Source organism: Rhizobium sp. AN6A (assembly GCF_900215635.1).
In the GTDB taxonomy this organism is placed as follows: domain Bacteria; phylum Pseudomonadota; class Alphaproteobacteria; order Rhizobiales; family Rhizobiaceae; genus Agrobacterium; species Agrobacterium tumefaciens.
The window spans coordinates 1,665,368-1,680,679 of record NZ_OCNC01000003.1 but is presented as its reverse complement, the minus strand read 5'-3'; the positions used below and the strand labels follow the sequence as shown (position 1 = coordinate 1,680,679).

Here is a 15,312-nt window from a genome sequence, read left to right as displayed (position 1 = left end):
GAAATCCTCGTCTTGACTTGCGTGCTTGGGAAAGGGTTCAGCGCAGGCGATTGCCCTGACTGTCGAAAAGAAATGCCTTGCGGGCGGAAAGACCGACCGTCAGCCGATCACGATTGGCGACGTCTCGCGATTCCGGCCGCTCGATGACGAGTTGCTCACCGCCTTCCGTACGGGCATAGACATAGCTGGTATTGCCGAGGTGCTCGGCGACATCGACGTGGACGGTGAGATCGGCATCGCCCTGCCCTACATCGGCAAAATGTTCGGGCCGGATACCGAGCGAAACCTTGCTTCCCTCATCGAGCCGGTCCTTGATCGGCAGGGTCAGCCGCACGGCAGGATCGCTGTCGAGCGACAGCGTAACGTTTTGTCCACCTGTACCGATGACGGTCGCCTCCAGAAAATTCATCTTCGGCGAACCGACGAAACCGGCAACGAAACGGTTGGCGGGGTCGTCATAAAGATCGAGCGGGGCACCGACCTGTTCGATATTGCCCGCCCTCAAAACCACGATCTTGTCGGCCAGCGTCATCGCCTCGGTCTGGTCGTGGGTGACATAGATCATCGTGGTGCCAAGCTGCTTGTGCAGCCGCGAGATTTCCACCCGCATCTGCACCCGAAGTTCCGCATCGAGGTTCGACAAGGGCTCGTCGAACAGAAAGACCTGCGGTTCGCGCACGATGGCGCGGCCGATGGCGACACGCTGCCGCTGCCCGCCGGAAAGCTGCTTTGGCCGACGTTCCATCAACTCGTTGATCTGCAGGATTTCGGCAGCGCGGCTGACACGCTTTTCCGTGTCGGCCCTGGGATTACCGTTCATCCTCAGGCCGAAGGACAGGTTTTCGGCAACCGTCATGTGCGGATAGAGCGCATAGGATTGAAACACCATGGCGATGCCGCGATCGGCCGGATCGGCATCGTTGACCGTTCTGCCGCCGATACTGATATCGCCGTCCGATATATCCTCCAGCCCCGCGATCATACGCAGAAGCGTTGATTTGCCACAGCCGGACGGGCCGACGAAGACCACGAACTCGCCATCGGCAATATCGAGATCTGCACCATGGATGACTTTCAGCGCACCGTAGCGCTTGACGACATTCTTGAGCGAAAGTTCCGCCATGCGGTCTCTCCCCTTACTTGACTGCCCCGGCGGAAATGCCGGCGATGAAGTGGCGCTGCAAAGCCACGAAAACGATGAGAATGGGTGCGGTGAGCAGAACTGCACCCGCCATGATGCCGCCCCATGACACTTTGGTGAGCCCGATGAGGGTGCCAAGTGCCACGGGTGCGGTCATCATTTCCGGGCGGGAGTTGATCAGCAGCGGCCAAAGATAATTATTCCACGAAGCGAGGAAGAGGATGATCGACAGCGCCGCCATGGTGGGGCGCGCCAATGGCAGGGCAATGCGCAGGAATATCTGCCATTCCTTGACGCCCTCGACCCTTGCTGCATCGAAAAGCTCCGTTGGCATCATGGAAAAGGATTGCCGCATGAAGAGCACGCCGAGCGAGTTGAACAGCGGCGGCACGATGAGTGCCACCCAGGTGTTGGCGAGCTTGAATTCGCGCGCCACCATGATGAATTGAGGAATGACGACGACTGCAAAAGGCAAGGTGATGGTGCCGAGAATGATGGCGATCACCACCGAGCGTCCCGCAAAACGATAGCGCGCCAGCGCCCAGCCCGCCATGGAGGTCAGAAACACCGAGAGAACCGTATAGATGACCGCAACGGTGATCGATATGAACATCGCCCGCAGGAAATTGGTGTCCGCCTGAAGGTTGTTGAAGTTCTCGATGAAATTGGTGGACGGGACGAGCACGATGTCGGGGCTGAAAATGCCAAAATCAGGCATTGTAGAGAACACGAACATCATCCACAGCGGAAATAGCCAGATGATGGCAAGCGGCGTCAGCGTCGCATGCAGCGCGATCTTTTGCCAGAGAAGCGATCTGGATTTCGATCTCATTTCGGCTCCCTCCCGACCCAGAGATTAAGAAGCGAAATGGCGATGGCGAGCGCCGCCATGGTGTAGGCGATGGCCGAGGCGTAACCGAAATTGAGCGAAGTGAAGCCCTGCCGGTAAAGGAACAACCCCAGCGTTTCCGTACCGCCGCCCGGCCCACCCCTGTTGGTGATGAGGAAAGGCTCGGCAAAAAGCTGCATGGTGCCGATGACGGACAGGACCACGCAGAAAAGGATGATGGGTTTCAACAGCGGCAGTGTGATGTGGAAGAACTGCTGCCGCTTGTTCACCTTGTCCAGTGTCGCCGCCTCATAGACATCGCCGGGGATGGATTGCAGGCCGGCCAGAATGATGATGGCGTTATACCCCGCCCAGCGCCATGTGACGGCGATGATGACCAGCGCCATGGCCGCATTGGCATTGTCGAACCACGAGATGGGCGAAAGGCCAACGGAAGTGATGAGCTTGTTGATGATGCCGAAATCGGCACTGAACATCAGCCGGAAGACTGCCGCATAAGCGACTTCTCCGACGACGACGGGTGCGAAGAAGGCAAAACGGTAAAGCGGGCGTACCTTCAACAGTGGCGAGTTCAGAAGTACCGCCATGACGGTCGCAAGCGCGATCATGACAGGCACCTGAATGACCAGAATGATCAGCGTATTGTAGAGCGCGTTATAAAACGCCGGATCGGAGACCAGCCTCCCCCAGTTCATGGAGGGCGCAAACCGCCAGGGATTGATGCGGGTATTCTGGAACGACAGCATGAACGAGCTGACGATCGGCCAGACCCAGAACGTCGCGAAAATCAGAAGATAGGGCGCAAGGAACGCATAAGCGATCCTGTTCCTTGACGGCATGACGACCTCCAGATGCGATGGTTGGAAAGCTTGGAGAGGCCGGTCCTGCTAAAACCGCAAGGCCGGCCATTCGAGAGCTTCATTCCGCGACCGGCAGCCCCGTGGCCGTTTCGATCTGCTTTGCGGCATCGTCGAGAGCTGCTTTCGCATCGGGATAACCACCTGCGAAATATTTGGTCTGTGTCGCCTTGTAGATCGCATCTGCATCCGACTGGAACGCGGTACCACGGCTGGGCACGATTTTCGGCAGGGTCGCCAGAATATCGGTCCAGACCGCCTGCCCACCCCAATAGGGCTGCTTTTCCTTGACGAAAGGATCATCGATGGCAGAGAGAAGCGAGGGAACGAGGCCGAATGACTTCAGCATCGTCACCTGCCCCTCATTGGTGGTCAGCGCGTAATCGATGTACTTCCAGGCGGCTTCCTTGTGCTTGGACGCCGAACTTATCGCCAGCGAAGAGCCACCGAGATTGGCGGCATGCGGACCGTCGGGCGTAAGGCTCGGCATCATATAGACACCCCACTTGCCCGAAAGATCGGGAGAACCGGAGCGAACCGTGCCTTCATACCAGGCGCCATACATCTGGCTCGCGGCCTTGCCGGCCGTATTGGCCTGGATCTTCTCATCCCAGATCGCGGCCGTGATGATGCCAGCATCCTTCATCTGCTTGATCTTTTCAAGCGTCGCGACACAGGCAGGTTTGTTGATGGTGATGTTCTGGCCGTCGGTCGAAAAGTAACCGCATCCCTGCTCGTTGGCGATCATGCGGAACCACTCGCTGTCGCCGTTGAAGTCGGCCTGCGCCATCACGGTGCCGGGATTGGCGGCCATGACCTTCTTGCCAGCTGCGATGAAATCATCCCAGCTCTTGATGGTGGCCGGATCGACAGCAGCCTTTTCGTAGAAATCGCGCCGGTAAAAAACGGCCACCGGACCAGAATCCCAAGGCACCGCATAAGCTACGCCATCAACCTCCAGCTCCGTGCGCTTGAAGTCAGGAAAAAGCGCCTGTTTTTCAGGCGTATAGCCAACTGCAGTCAAATCCGTGAAACAATCCGGAAACCGGCTCCAGAACAGTTCCGCCTCGAAATTTTCGACCGTTACAATATCTGGGAGGCCGTCGCCACCCGCTGCGCAAGCCGCCAGCGTCTTGTCGAAAACCTGATTGTTTCCAAGGTCTTCAACAACAATCTTGATGTCAGGATTTTGCTTGTTGAACCCTTCGACAGTGGATTTAAGCGCCGATGCGGCGACATTCCAGCTCCAGATGGTTACGGTCTCGGATTGCGCCATTACCGGTGCTGCGAGGAGCACCAGAGCCGTCGACGCGCCAAGAAATTTAAAGCACATTGAAAACCTCCCTTTTTTCAATTGCCGTTCTTTAGCGAACATGGGCACATTACCGGCGGCAGGAAATCTGTCTCGTACAAAGGGAACATCGATTTGGCGGAAAGTAAGATTGCCGAAAGAGCCTTCTACCAGCCGGGTGCAAGCAGCATCGAAGGCATGCCGACCACGCTCCAGCTTTTTTACAACCACCCGCCCATCATGCTCAGGCCGCACTGGCATGCGCAGGTGGAGGTGAACTATGTGATGTCGGGATCCGTACATTACCGGATGGGCGACCACGACCTTTCGCTCGATGCCGGCCAGATGTGCATTTTCTGGGGTGGCCAGCCGCACCAGATGGACCGTTCCTCCGATGATTCGATTTATGCGGGCGCGCATCTGCCGCTCGTCCATTTTTTCCGCATGCGGCTGCCGGCTGCGGTTTCCAGCCTGCTGATGGGCGGCGCGACGATGGTAAGTGCGCAGACGGACCGGGCCGACGAGGAAAATTTCGGCCGCTGGTTCCGTTACGTCACGTCGGGTGATCCGGCCAAGGCGCAGCACGCGGTGGAGGAATTGCTGCTGCGGGTGGAGCGCATGTTCCTCGAGCCCTATACCGTCATATCCTCCGCCGTCAGCGGCAAGCGGGAAGAAAATGACGAGAGCATGGCGCCCTCCATCGGCGTGGTGCGCATGTGCGATTTCATTGCCGCCAATTTTCTAGACGACATCGACGCGACCGAAATTGCCCACGCCGCCTCGCTTCATCCGAAATATGCGATGAACCTGTTTCGCAAATCTACCGGCATGACGCTGATCAAATACCTCACCTTGCTCAGGCTTTCCCGCGCGCAGGCGATGCTGATGAACGGCAAGGACAATATTCTGCAGATTGCCATGGAAAGCGGCTTCGGCTCCGTCAGTGCCTTCAACAAGGCGTTCCGTCAGATCGCCGGCATGTCGCCTTCCGATTTCCGCCGCGACATGCGCGCGACGGCGGCTTAATTTTCCGCCTCTTCAAAATCGGAGTAGCCGGCACTGCGCTGACCTGCCGCCTTGCGATAGGCGCGGGGCGAATTGCCGAGCATTCGCCGGAACATGGTGGTGAAAGCCGGAATATTCTCATAACCGGCATCCAGCGCCACATTGGTCACTGCCTCGCCCGCGGCAAGCCTTGGCAAAGACGCAAAAATGCAGGCCTGCTGGCGCCAGGTGACGAAACTCAGCCCCAACTCTTTGCGAAATAACCGCGTAAAGGAGCGCCGGCTCATGCCCATGGCGGCGGCCCAGTCATCGATTTCCACTCTGGCGACAGGCTTTTTCAGGAACTCGCGGCAAAGACCGGCAAGACGCTGATTATCGGGAAAAGGTAATCCCAGCGGGCGTTCCGGCAGACGGTTGACCTCATCAAGCAGAAGCGCCCGCACCAGTCCCTGCCGATGAAAAGCGGCGGGTTGCAACTCCTCGCCCAGCAATTCCGAAATCAGGCTGGAGGCAAGGGCGGTAATTTCCACCACCCTTGGGGCCTCGGCTTGAAACAGATCGGGGTGAACGTAAATCGAATGCATCTCCACCGTTGAGATGATCTCGGCCTCGTGTTTCAGCCCGGCTGGAATGATAAGCCCGTGACCGGGCGGTATCATCCAGCGCCCGGCGGCGGTGCTGACCAGCACGACGCCCTGGCGTGCGCACCATATCTGCACCCGTCCATGGCTGTGGATCGGCGTACGGTGTCCTGTGGGATAAGCACGGTGAAGCGCCAGCACCGGCTCGTTGGTGCCGTCGATCAATTTCAGGCTGCGCTCATGGTCGTCATCCGCCAGACGGGCGGGTTGTAGCGATTTGATTTTTGCCATTTGGCCCATTCACAAAGAAACTCGTCCAGAACACGAAAGCAGGCCAGAAACAATATGAATAAAAGCGGGAAGAAATAAAGACACGTTTCCCGTCTCTCGCGGGAAATCTGGAGAGGATACATCATGGCCACCGTCACCAGCACCGGGTTCAGCCCGCAACGCACGGCGTTTTCAATCATTGCAGCAGCCAGCTTCTGCCACATGCTCAACGACATCATGCAATCGCTGCTGACGTCGCTTTATCCGCTGCTGAAGGCCAATTACGCGCTCGACTTCATGCAGATCGGGCTGCTCACCTTCGCCTTTCAGGTCACGGCATCGCTGTTGCAGCCGGTCGTCGGCATGGTGACCGATCGCTGGCCCATGCCTTTCTCCCTGCCAGTCGCCATGCTGTCCACCTGTGCCGGCCTCATCACGCTCGCATTCGCTCACAGCTTCGAGGTGCTCGTGATCGGCGCCTGCCTGATCGGTGTCGGCTCGGCGATCTTCCATCCGGAGGCGTCCCGCGTTGCCCGTCTGGCATCCGGTGGTCGCCACGGTCTGGCACAGTCCTTCTTCCAGGTTGGTGGCAATACAGGCACGGCCATCGGCCCGCTGCTGGCCGCCTTCATCGTCATCCCGTTCGGTCAATCCAGCCTCAGCTGGTTCTCACTGATCGCGCTGATGGGCTTTGCCGTCTTGTCCTGGGTCGGCGTCTGGTATACCCGCCACCGCCGCGCGAACGTCGGCAAGGCTCCGGCCAGCCGCGCACTTCCGCTGGCACGCGGCACCGTGATGATGACGCTTGCCGTGCTGGTGGTTTTGACCGCCACCAAGAACGCCTATCTCGCCAGCCTTTCCAGCTATTTCACCTTCTACACCATCGAGAAGTTCGGGCTGGGCGTGCAGGATGCGCAGGTTCTGCTGTTCCTCTTCCTTGGCGCTTCTGCGGCGGGCGTTTTCTTCGGTGGCCCGATCGGCGACCGCTTCGGCTCGCGCGTCGTCATCTGGTTCTCGATCCTCGGCGTCATTCCTTTCGCGCTGATGCTGCCCTATGCGAACCTGTTCTGGACGACCGTTCTCGTCGTCGTCATCGGCTTCGTCTTCTCCTCCGCCTTCTCGGCAATCGTCGTGTTCGCGCAGGAACTGGTACCCGGGCGCGTTGGTCTCATCGCCGGCATGTTCTTCGGTTTTGCCTTTGGCTTCGGTGGCATCGGGGCCGCGGTTCTCGGGATCTATGCGGATAAGGAAGGCATCGAGTTCGTCTATCGCATCTGCTCCTACCTGCCGCTGCTCGGCCTGTTGACCGTGCTTTTGCCAAAGTTGCCGAGCCACCGGTAAAGACCCTTCGCTCTCAAGCGTTTCGTGACGGCAGTCACCTGTGATAATCACGGTGACTGCCGTAATTCGTTGAGCGAAGACCAGCCACATGCAGATACCGATAAAATCGATCCTCGTCTTTCATGCTGCGGCAAGGGCGGGCAGCATTTCGCGGGCGGCGGAAGAGCTGAGCGTTACGCCTTCAGCCGTTTCCCAGCAGATCCAGTTGCTGGAAGGCCAGCTTGGCACGACGCTGATGGCGCGGACCGGCCGCAAGGTGACGCTGACGGAGGCGGGCGAGCGGTACTTTTCGATGATCACCGCACAGATCGAGCAGATCACCGATGCCACCGACAGTATTCGCGGCTTCCGCTCGGTGACGACACTGACAATCAGGGCAACCCCGACCATTTCCAACAAATGGCTGCTGCCGCGTCTCGGCTCCTTTCTGGAGGAGCATCCCGAACTGGAAGTGCGCCTCGACGGCACCAACGAGCCGACCGATTTTTCGCAGGAGCTTGTCGACATAGAGCTGCGCCATGGCGATGGCCGCTGGCCGGGCCTGTTTGTGGAAGGGCTCGTGGAGGAAGAGTTCCTGCCGGTCTGTTCACCGGACATGCCCGGTGCCGGCACATTCCTGCCCGAAGATTTGCAGAACCAGCGGCTTATCCACTCGGTCAAGGCGCAGGCGCAATGGAACCACTGGTTCCCGCTCTCCGGCGTGACGGCTGAAAAGCGCTGGCGCCGCGTTCTGTTCGATCGCAGCCACATGGCCATCGACGCCGCCGTTCTAGGCATCGGCGTGGCGCTGGAAAGCACGTTGATGATGGAGCGGGAACTGCAACGCGGAATGCTGATCCCGGCCGTGGCCGATGCACCCCGCATCAAGCTCGTCACGCAATGGATCGTTTGCCCGCATTCCCACCTGCGCCAGAGAAAAGTGACGCTGTTTCTGGAGTGGATGCGAAAACAACGCGACGAGTGGCGTGCCCGTCGCGTTGTCTGATGCTTCAGGCTTCCTGCTTCAGTCTCAATAAAGACCCATCAACCGTATCGGCCCGAGCGTCAGCACCGGGAAAAGCACGAGTGCGAATATGGCGAGCGTCAGCACCGTCATCGGCGCCAGCGAACCACGAATGACATCCTCGATCTTCATGTTCGCCACCTGTGCTGCCGCGAACAGGCAGACCCCGACCGGCGGCGTCACAAGGCCGAGTGTCAGCGTCATGACAGTCACGATCAGGAAGTGGATCGGATCGATGCCAAGCGCCTCCACCGGCGGCATCAGCACCGGAATGAGGATGAACATGGCAGGGATAGCCTCCATGAAGATGCCGATGATCAGCAGGAAAACGAAGATCACCAGCATGCCCGACATTGGCCCAAGGTTCATCGCCTTCAAAAGCTCGGCCACCTGTTCCGGCAGGCCGTCGAAGGTGAAGACCCAGGCGGCAAGCTGCGAGGTGGCGGCGATGAACAGGATGGTGCCGGAAATGCGCGCCGTGGAGATCAGTATTTCCGGCAATTCGCGAACCGGCAGCGTGCGATAGACCAGCACACCCAATACGGCCACATAAACGACCGCGATGGCTGCGGCTTCCGTCGGCGTGAACAGGCCACTGGCGATACCGATGATGAGGATCAGCGGCGTGAGCATCGGCAGGATGGCGCGAAGGCCGGTGACGATAACCAGACGGAAATTGAAGGGCGTCGGCGGATTGTAGCCGTAATGCACCGAATAGAAATGGTTAAACACAAGAAAAGCGAAGGCGATGAAGAGGCCGGGCACCAGACCCGCAATGAGCAGCGTGCCGATCGACACGTTGGCAATGGAACCGGCAATCACGATCAGGATCGAAGGCGGGATGATGGAGGAGAGCGTGGAGGTGCAGAGCGTCATGCCGACGGCATAACCCTTTGGAAATCCGTGTCGCTCCATGGCCTTGATTTCGATTGCGCCCACAGAGGCGATATCGGCGACAGAGGAGCCGGAGACGCCGGAAAAGATGACCGACGAAATGACGTTGACGTGGCCAAGCCCACCGGGAAGCCAGCCGACCATGGCCTCGGCGAAATCGAAGATGCGCTCCGCCACACGCCCGCGCTCCATCACCGTACCGACCAGAATAAAGAGTGGCACGGCGACGAGAAGGAAAGAGTTCATCGACGAGAACATAGTCTGCGACAGAAGGTCCATGGGCATGGAGGTGAAGAGCCACAGCGTGCCGACACTGGCGAGCGCCAAAGCGATGGCGAGCGGCACACCCAGCATACTGAGACCGAAAAAGGCGACGAGAAGAAAGACCGACATGGCTCAATGTCCTGCTGAAATGGAGATATCGGCGTGCGCGATCTCGTCCGCGGGGATACCGATCTCGGGGAGCGCGATCAGGTCCCGCCTGCTGCGCAGCGATTCGATGATGGCCAGCACGGCGATGACGGCCGAGACAGGCAGAACCATGCCGACGGTCCACATGGGGATGGGCAAAGTCGCGGCGGTCTCGTTCATCATGATCTGCTGGCGCACCAGGGTGAAGCCCGTCCAGCCCATCATGCCGAAGAAGAACACCGAAGAACCGACATAGATCGGCACCGCCAACCGCCTGAACAGGCGGTGGAAAAGCACTAGAAATAGCACGACCCGGGCGCTTTCAACGGTGCGGAAACCTGCGGCGAGGCCGAGGAACACCATCCAGATGAAGAGAAAGCGTGTCGCCTCCTCGGTCCAGGGAAGAGGGCTGCCGATGAGGCGGCCAATGACCTGGAGAAGAACGACGACAAGAATACCGAAACAGGCCGCCCCGGCGGCGACATCAGCGATGACCTTGACGATGGTGCCGAGCACCGACGGTTTCGTATCGCGCATGACAATACCCTTCCACTGCTGAAACCGGATATCCGGTAAAACGAATGCCACCCTGCCGTTGCGGCAAGGCAACCCTTGCTGACGCTGGGAGCGGCCGGGTTGCTAATCGGTGCAACCCCGGCCCTCCTTTCACTGGCGGCGTCAGTTCGTCTTGAGGAAAGCCTGCGTCTTGTCGAAAAACGCCTGATCTTTCACGAGGGCGGAGAACTTTGCCGAAAGACCAGTCGCGACAGCCACGAAAGCCTTGCGCTCGTCATCGGTCAGCGTGTTGACCTCCATGCCGTTCTTCTTCAGCGTTGCGAGCGACTTGTCGATATCGGCAGCATCGTTCTCGGCTTTCCACAGCTCGGTTTCCGTGGCCGCGTCCCTCAACGCTGTCTTGAAGCCCTCGTCGAGGCCTTCGAAACGGGCCGGGTTCATGCCCAGCACCCAGGCGTCAGCGATGTGGTTGCTGATCGTCAGGTATTTCTGCACTTCATAAAGCTTGGCGCTGACCGGCACGTTGACCGGATTTTCCTGCCCGTCGACGACTTTCAGCTGGAGCGCGTTATAGACTTCCGCAAAGGCCATCGGCGTCGGGGCAGCACCCATGGCGCCGAAGAATTCGACCCAGAGCGGATTGTTCGGCACACGCAGCTTCATGCCCTTGAGATCGGCAGGCGATTTGATCGGCGCCTTGGAGTTGGTGATCTGGCGCAGCGGCCGAGACCAGAGATCGAGCCCAAGAATGCCGATCTTGCTCAGATCGCCGGAAAGCTCCTTGCCAAGATCGCTGTCGAGATAGACGCGCAACTGGTCGATATCGCGGAACTGATAGGGAATGGCGATGGCCGTGAATTTCGGATTGAACGTCGCGTAAAGCGATGTCGAGTTCAAGAGCATGTCGAGCGAACCGCCGGCCAGCTGCTTGACGCCCGCCGAAGGATCGCCGCCATAAAGCGTGCCGTTCGGAAACACCTTGATCTTGAGCTTGCCGTCGGTCTTCTTCGAAACAATCTCGGCGAACTTGTTGGCCGCGAGCGTGATTTCCGACGTATCGGAATCCGGCGTCGAAAGCGTGAGCGTTTCCGCCTGCGCGATCGATGCAACAAGCATGGTGGCGGCAAGAGCCAGCCCGTAAAGTTTTGAAATTTTCATGTGTTCCTCCCTTTGTTGTGTCTAAACAGTTTCGAGCGTTCCTCCGAACGCATTCATGCGCTTAATTTCAAGGATCACACCGCTGTGATCAAGTTCGCCCGCGCCATGCTCGACCATGGAACGGAACAGCCGGTCAACCTCCTCGCTGACCGGTAATTTCAGGCCCCGCCCCCGGGCAAAGGCCAGTGCCGTGGACGTATCCTTCAGCTGATATTTCGCTGGTCCGCCGGGGCGAAAATCGCCCTCAACCATGCGTTTTCCGTGCTGGCGGAAGACGGTGGAATCGGCAAAGCCACCAAGCAAAGCCTGCCGCACCTTCGCCGGGTCGGCTCCGCCCTCTTCGACAAGGGTGAGGGCCTCCGCGACGGCGCAGATCGTTGAAGCCACGATCAGCTGGTTGGCGAGCTTGGCCAACGAGCCGCAACCCACCGGACCGACATGGGTGACGCGGCCAAGGCAATCGAATAGTGGCCGCAGCGCATCCACGTCCCGCTGTTCACCACCGGCCATGATCGCAAGCGTTCCTTCGATCGCCCCTTTTTCACCGCCGGAAACCGGTGCGTCGACATAAGCGACGCCATGAGCCTTTGCCGCCTCCGCCTGTTGCCGTGCGCTGTCGACGGGAATGGAACTCATTACAAGAAGGACCGCGCCAGGTTTCATCGCTGAAATGACACCCGACGCCCCGTGCAAAACCTCGTCGCAGACCGGGCCTGAACTCAGCATGCAAAGCACGACATCCGCCTGCGCCACCGCCGCGCCAGCTGTCGCCACCGGCTCAACGCCTTTTTCCACCAGAATGGAGGCTTTTTCAGCGCTGCGGTTCCAGGCCCTGACCGGGAAACCGGCCTCAGCCAGACGCGCCGCCATGGGTGCGCCCATGATGCCCGTTCCGATGACGGCAATGTCGCGGATGTCCTGCATTTTCTCCATCCTTCAAAGCCATTGCCGGTTGAGGAAACGCACCGGCAACTCTTCTTCGATGAGGGCGGGAAACGCCTCGCGAAACCGGTCGAGATGGGGTGTTTTCAGATGGTCGTCGAAAGCTTCGCGGCTGTCATAGACCTCGTAGAACACCACGTTGTTTCCGGATTCCGGCCGCACCACATCGAATTGCCGGCAACCCGGTTCATCCTGAACCGAATGGATGGCATCATCTTGCGCTGCGTTCAGAAAGGCATCCATCGCGTCAGGCTTGACCCGGAATTCCGCGATTACCACGAAAGCTCCATTCGGCATGTCCCGTTCTCCGTCCATCACGCCGCAGCATCTTTTTGCGGACGGAACTGGTTTTCCATGTCCTGGCGAAGCTTCACCACATCCAGGTCGCTCACCAGTTCCACATCGTCGAAGCTGACGATCTGGTCCTTCCTGATGGCGCGCTTCAGCTTGACATTATGGGCAAGGCCGATCGGCAGCGCCTTGATGTCCAGGCTGCGGGTGGCCGGGATGGCATTGGCCCAAACCGCGTAACCGCCCTCGCCATCAAGCATTTCGCCGGGCTGCATGTCCTTCTTGGCCGTCGCAACCGCATCGCCGCGGAACTCCTTCGAGCAACCGGTGGCCTCATTGCGCAGTACGGCCGAAAGCACGCTGATCGAAGTTTCGAGACCGATGATGTGAAACGGACGCCACATGGAGGCGTACCAGCCCGAAGGATCGGTCAGCAGTCCATATTGCTTGAAGCAGGCGCGGGCATATTCATTATGCGCCTTGAAGGTGACGAAAACGCCGTAACGGATGTTATTAAACACCTCGCGACCATCCGGCTCCTGGCTTGCGGCAATATCCACGAGACCGGAGCGCGACATGCGGCCACCATCCGCAGCAGGGCGGAAGACGCGGGCCAGATCGTGCAGGCCGGCGGGCGGGAAGGCCAGACCGTCATCCGGGCAATCCAGCCCCGTGCCGTTTGCGACCGCCGCCATCTCGATGGCCGCCTTGGTGCCGTCGGTAAATGAATTGTACATTTTCGGATTGAAGTCGCCCTTGGCCACTTCCTCGTCAGTCCAGCCAAAGTAGCTCCAGACCGTATCAGGCGTCGAATACCGGTAACGCGGCTCGAAATTCATGCCCTTGCCGGCGGAAACGACCTCGAAGCCGGTGGCGCGTGCCCAATCGACCAATTCGCAGATCAGGGCCGGCTGGTCACCGTAAGCCATGGAGTAGATAAGACCCTTGGCCCTCGCCTTTTCGGCCAGGATCGGCCCGACCATCACATCGGCTTCCACATTGACCATGACGACATGTTTGTTGTGGTCGATGGCTCCGAGCGCATGGCGCGCGCCAGCCAGCGGATGGCCGGTCGCCTCGATCACGCATTCAATCTCGCCACAGGCGAACAGTTCGTTCACATCGTCGGTCACATAGGTCTTGCCGCTCTTCAGCGCATCGGCGCAGCTCGTCGCGTCATAACGCTCCTTCGGCCAGCCGACGCGTTCAAACGATTCCCGCGCCTTGCCGACATTGAGATCGGCGACGGCGACCATGTGGAAACCGGCGATGCGCTGCGCCTGCGCCAGAACCATGGAACCGAACTTGCCGGCACCGATGAGACCGACCCTGACGGGCTTGCCACCGGCTGCGCGCTGCGACAGAAGAGAATAGAGATTCATGTTTTGACATCCTTCGCTGGGGAAATTGCTGGCGAGAGTGCCCAGTCAGCCCGGCGAAGGCCATGCGATACCGAGGCTGCGAAGGGTTGACCCTCGCGGCACCGAAGACATGACTTTTCTGCGTTCCTCCCGGATCCCGGCACACACTTGCGCCGGCTCCCGCGGTCGCCTCCCAAAGCAACCCTGGGAACAGAGTAGGAGCGTTCAAATATTAGTTCTATTTAGAAAAACAGATTTTTCTTTTAATTTTTCTAACAAACTATCAGGCCGATTTGCGCAGCATCAGATCGGCACTGAGGAGAATGCGCTCGCGCATCCGTGTCGTGTCATCCGCCTCCTCATTCAGCTTCTGCAGCAGAAGTTCGATCGATAGCCTGCCGATTTCGTTATAATTCTGCGCAACCGTGGTAATCGGCGGGCAGGCATAACGCGAAAGCGGATGATCGTCATGGCCGGCGACCCTGAGATCGTAATCCGTGCCATGGCCGACCCTGATGCCCTTCTGGAAAGCGGCGGCGATGACGCCGAAGGCGATACGGTCATTGGCGCATAAAATAGTGCGCGAGGGCAAATGCCCTGCCCCATCCAGCAACCGGGTCGCTTCATCAAAGGCGAAACGCTCGAAATCCCAAGTGACGGTGCCGGGAACACCGATGACATGCGGCTCGAAACCAAGACGCTGCATCGCCTCCTCATAGGCCGTGCGGCGCGTTGCGGCGTTGGTATTGACCTGCGGCATGTCGAAGAAACAGGGCGGCTCGCCCGAACGGCAGAGATAATCCACCATCAGCCCGACGCTCTGGCGGTTGTCGGTGCCGACAAAGGCCGAGGTCTCGTCGAGTGGCGAATCGACATAAACTATCGGTATGCTGGCCGCCAGCTGCTCTAGCGTGGCGCGATGGGATTTGACGCCGAGCGGAGCGATGATGGCGCCCGCGACATTCATCGACTTGAAGGTGCGGATAGCCCGATCCTCGATTTCCGCCTTGCCGTCGGACGACAGCACGAAGGCAAGGAACCCCGCCTCGTTGGCGATGAGTTCGATACGGCTCGTCAGCGCCATGTAGAACGGGTCGGTCGAGTTGGGAATGATGATGCCGATGATATTGGAGCGGCGGCGGTTGAGGTTGACGGCGAAGATATTCGGTCGGAAGCCCGATTTCTTCAGCGCATCCTCGATGGCATCCCGCGTCTTCTTGCGGACCGAGGCCGGATCATTGAAGTATTTCGAAACAGTCGGGCGGGAAAGGCCGACGAATTCCGAGAACTCTTCCATCGTCCTGATAGATTTGGCCAAAGTGCTTGCCCCCATGAAATATTACATGTGGTACTCTATATCGACCGGCCTTCGCACGAAAAGCCGGTCGAATACGGTTATC

At 59.1% G+C, this 15,312-nt stretch carries 15 protein-coding genes; 3 read left to right on the top strand and 12 right to left on the bottom strand.

Annotated elements, in window-relative coordinates; genetic code table 11:
• Positions 1 to 37: 37 nt before the first annotated feature.
• The 4 genes from CRO62_RS11575 to CRO62_RS11560 all read right to left on the bottom strand — a co-directional run bounded on the left by CRO62_RS11575 (position 38) and on the right by CRO62_RS11560 (position 4,181).
• Entirely contained in the window at positions 38 to 1,123 is a 1,086-nt protein-coding gene (locus CRO62_RS11575) for an ABC transporter ATP-binding protein (RefSeq protein ID WP_097100243.1), read from the bottom strand.
• Between the two features lie 13 nt (positions 1,124 to 1,136).
• Positions 1,137 to 1,973, bottom strand: coding sequence for a carbohydrate ABC transporter permease (locus CRO62_RS11570; protein WP_097100242.1), 837 nt, complete (start codon positions 1,971 to 1,973; stop codon positions 1,137 to 1,139).
• A complete protein-coding gene (locus tag CRO62_RS11565; protein ID WP_013761426.1) occupies positions 1,970 to 2,830 on the bottom strand; it encodes a carbohydrate ABC transporter permease in 861 nt (286 codons plus the stop codon). Before CRO62_RS11565 ends, CRO62_RS11570 begins: the two co-directional genes overlap by 4 nt.
• Positions 2,831 to 2,909: 79 nt before the next feature.
• Positions 2,910 to 4,181, bottom strand: coding sequence for an ABC transporter substrate-binding protein (locus CRO62_RS11560; RefSeq protein WP_097100241.1), 1,272 nt, complete (start codon positions 4,179 to 4,181; stop codon positions 2,910 to 2,912).
• A gap of 93 nt (positions 4,182 to 4,274) precedes the next feature.
• Between CRO62_RS11560 and CRO62_RS11555 the strand changes: the two genes are divergently transcribed.
• On the top strand, positions 4,275 to 5,165 hold the full coding sequence (locus CRO62_RS11555; protein WP_097100240.1) for a helix-turn-helix domain-containing protein: 891 nt from the start codon (positions 4,275 to 4,277) through the stop codon (positions 5,163 to 5,165).
• Here CRO62_RS11555 and CRO62_RS11550 read toward each other — a convergent pair.
• A complete protein-coding gene (locus CRO62_RS11550; RefSeq protein ID WP_097100239.1) occupies positions 5,162 to 6,016 on the bottom strand; it encodes an AraC family transcriptional regulator in 855 nt (284 codons plus the stop codon). The genes CRO62_RS11555 and CRO62_RS11550 overlap by 4 nt on opposite strands.
• 123 nt (positions 6,017 to 6,139) lie before the next feature.
• On the opposite strand from CRO62_RS11550, the gene CRO62_RS11545 reads away from it, so the two are divergent.
• Positions 6,140 to 7,336: an MFS transporter gene (locus CRO62_RS11545; protein ID WP_097100238.1), complete on the top strand. Its 1,197-nt coding sequence runs from the start codon at positions 6,140 to 6,142 to the stop codon at positions 7,334 to 7,336.
• Between the two features lie 88 nt (positions 7,337 to 7,424).
• Positions 7,425 to 8,321, top strand: a complete 897-nt coding sequence (locus CRO62_RS11540) for a LysR substrate-binding domain-containing protein (protein ID WP_003517949.1) — start codon at positions 7,425 to 7,427, stop codon at positions 8,319 to 8,321.
• 24 nt (positions 8,322 to 8,345) lie between these two features.
• Here CRO62_RS11540 and CRO62_RS11535 read toward each other — a convergent pair whose 3' ends face one another.
• From CRO62_RS11535 to CRO62_RS11505, 7 genes are all read right to left on the bottom strand, one after another.
• Positions 8,346 to 9,626, bottom strand: a complete 1,281-nt coding sequence (locus tag CRO62_RS11535; RefSeq protein WP_097100237.1) for a TRAP transporter large permease — start codon at positions 9,624 to 9,626, stop codon at positions 8,346 to 8,348.
• Positions 9,627 to 9,629: 3 nt separating this feature from the next.
• Positions 9,630 to 10,181 carry a TRAP transporter small permease gene (locus tag CRO62_RS11530; protein WP_097100236.1) on the bottom strand — a complete coding sequence of 184 codons (552 nt, stop codon included), beginning with the start codon at positions 10,179 to 10,181 and terminating at the stop codon, positions 9,630 to 9,632.
• A gap of 141 nt (positions 10,182 to 10,322) precedes the next feature.
• Positions 10,323 to 11,318, bottom strand: a complete 996-nt coding sequence (locus CRO62_RS11525; protein WP_060642674.1) for a DctP family TRAP transporter solute-binding subunit — start codon at positions 11,316 to 11,318, stop codon at positions 10,323 to 10,325.
• Between the two features lie 21 nt (positions 11,319 to 11,339).
• The gene (locus CRO62_RS11520) at positions 11,340 to 12,242 is read right to left on the bottom strand and encodes an NAD(P)-dependent oxidoreductase (protein ID WP_097100235.1); all 903 of its coding nucleotides are present in this window, start codon (positions 12,240 to 12,242) and stop codon (positions 11,340 to 11,342) included.
• A 12-nt stretch (positions 12,243 to 12,254) separates the two neighbouring features.
• Positions 12,255 to 12,557, bottom strand: a complete 303-nt coding sequence (locus tag CRO62_RS11515; protein ID WP_097100480.1) for a putative quinol monooxygenase — start codon at positions 12,555 to 12,557, stop codon at positions 12,255 to 12,257.
• 17 nt (positions 12,558 to 12,574) lie between these two features.
• Positions 12,575 to 13,933: an NAD(P)H-dependent oxidoreductase gene (locus tag CRO62_RS11510; RefSeq protein WP_097100234.1), complete on the bottom strand. Its 1,359-nt coding sequence runs from the start codon at positions 13,931 to 13,933 to the stop codon at positions 12,575 to 12,577.
• Positions 13,934 to 14,195: 262 nt separating this feature from the next.
• Complete coding sequence (locus tag CRO62_RS11505) at positions 14,196 to 15,209, bottom strand: LacI family DNA-binding transcriptional regulator (RefSeq protein WP_019566487.1); 1,014 nt, start codon at positions 15,207 to 15,209, stop codon at positions 14,196 to 14,198.
• Positions 15,210 to 15,312: the final 103 nt, after the last annotated feature.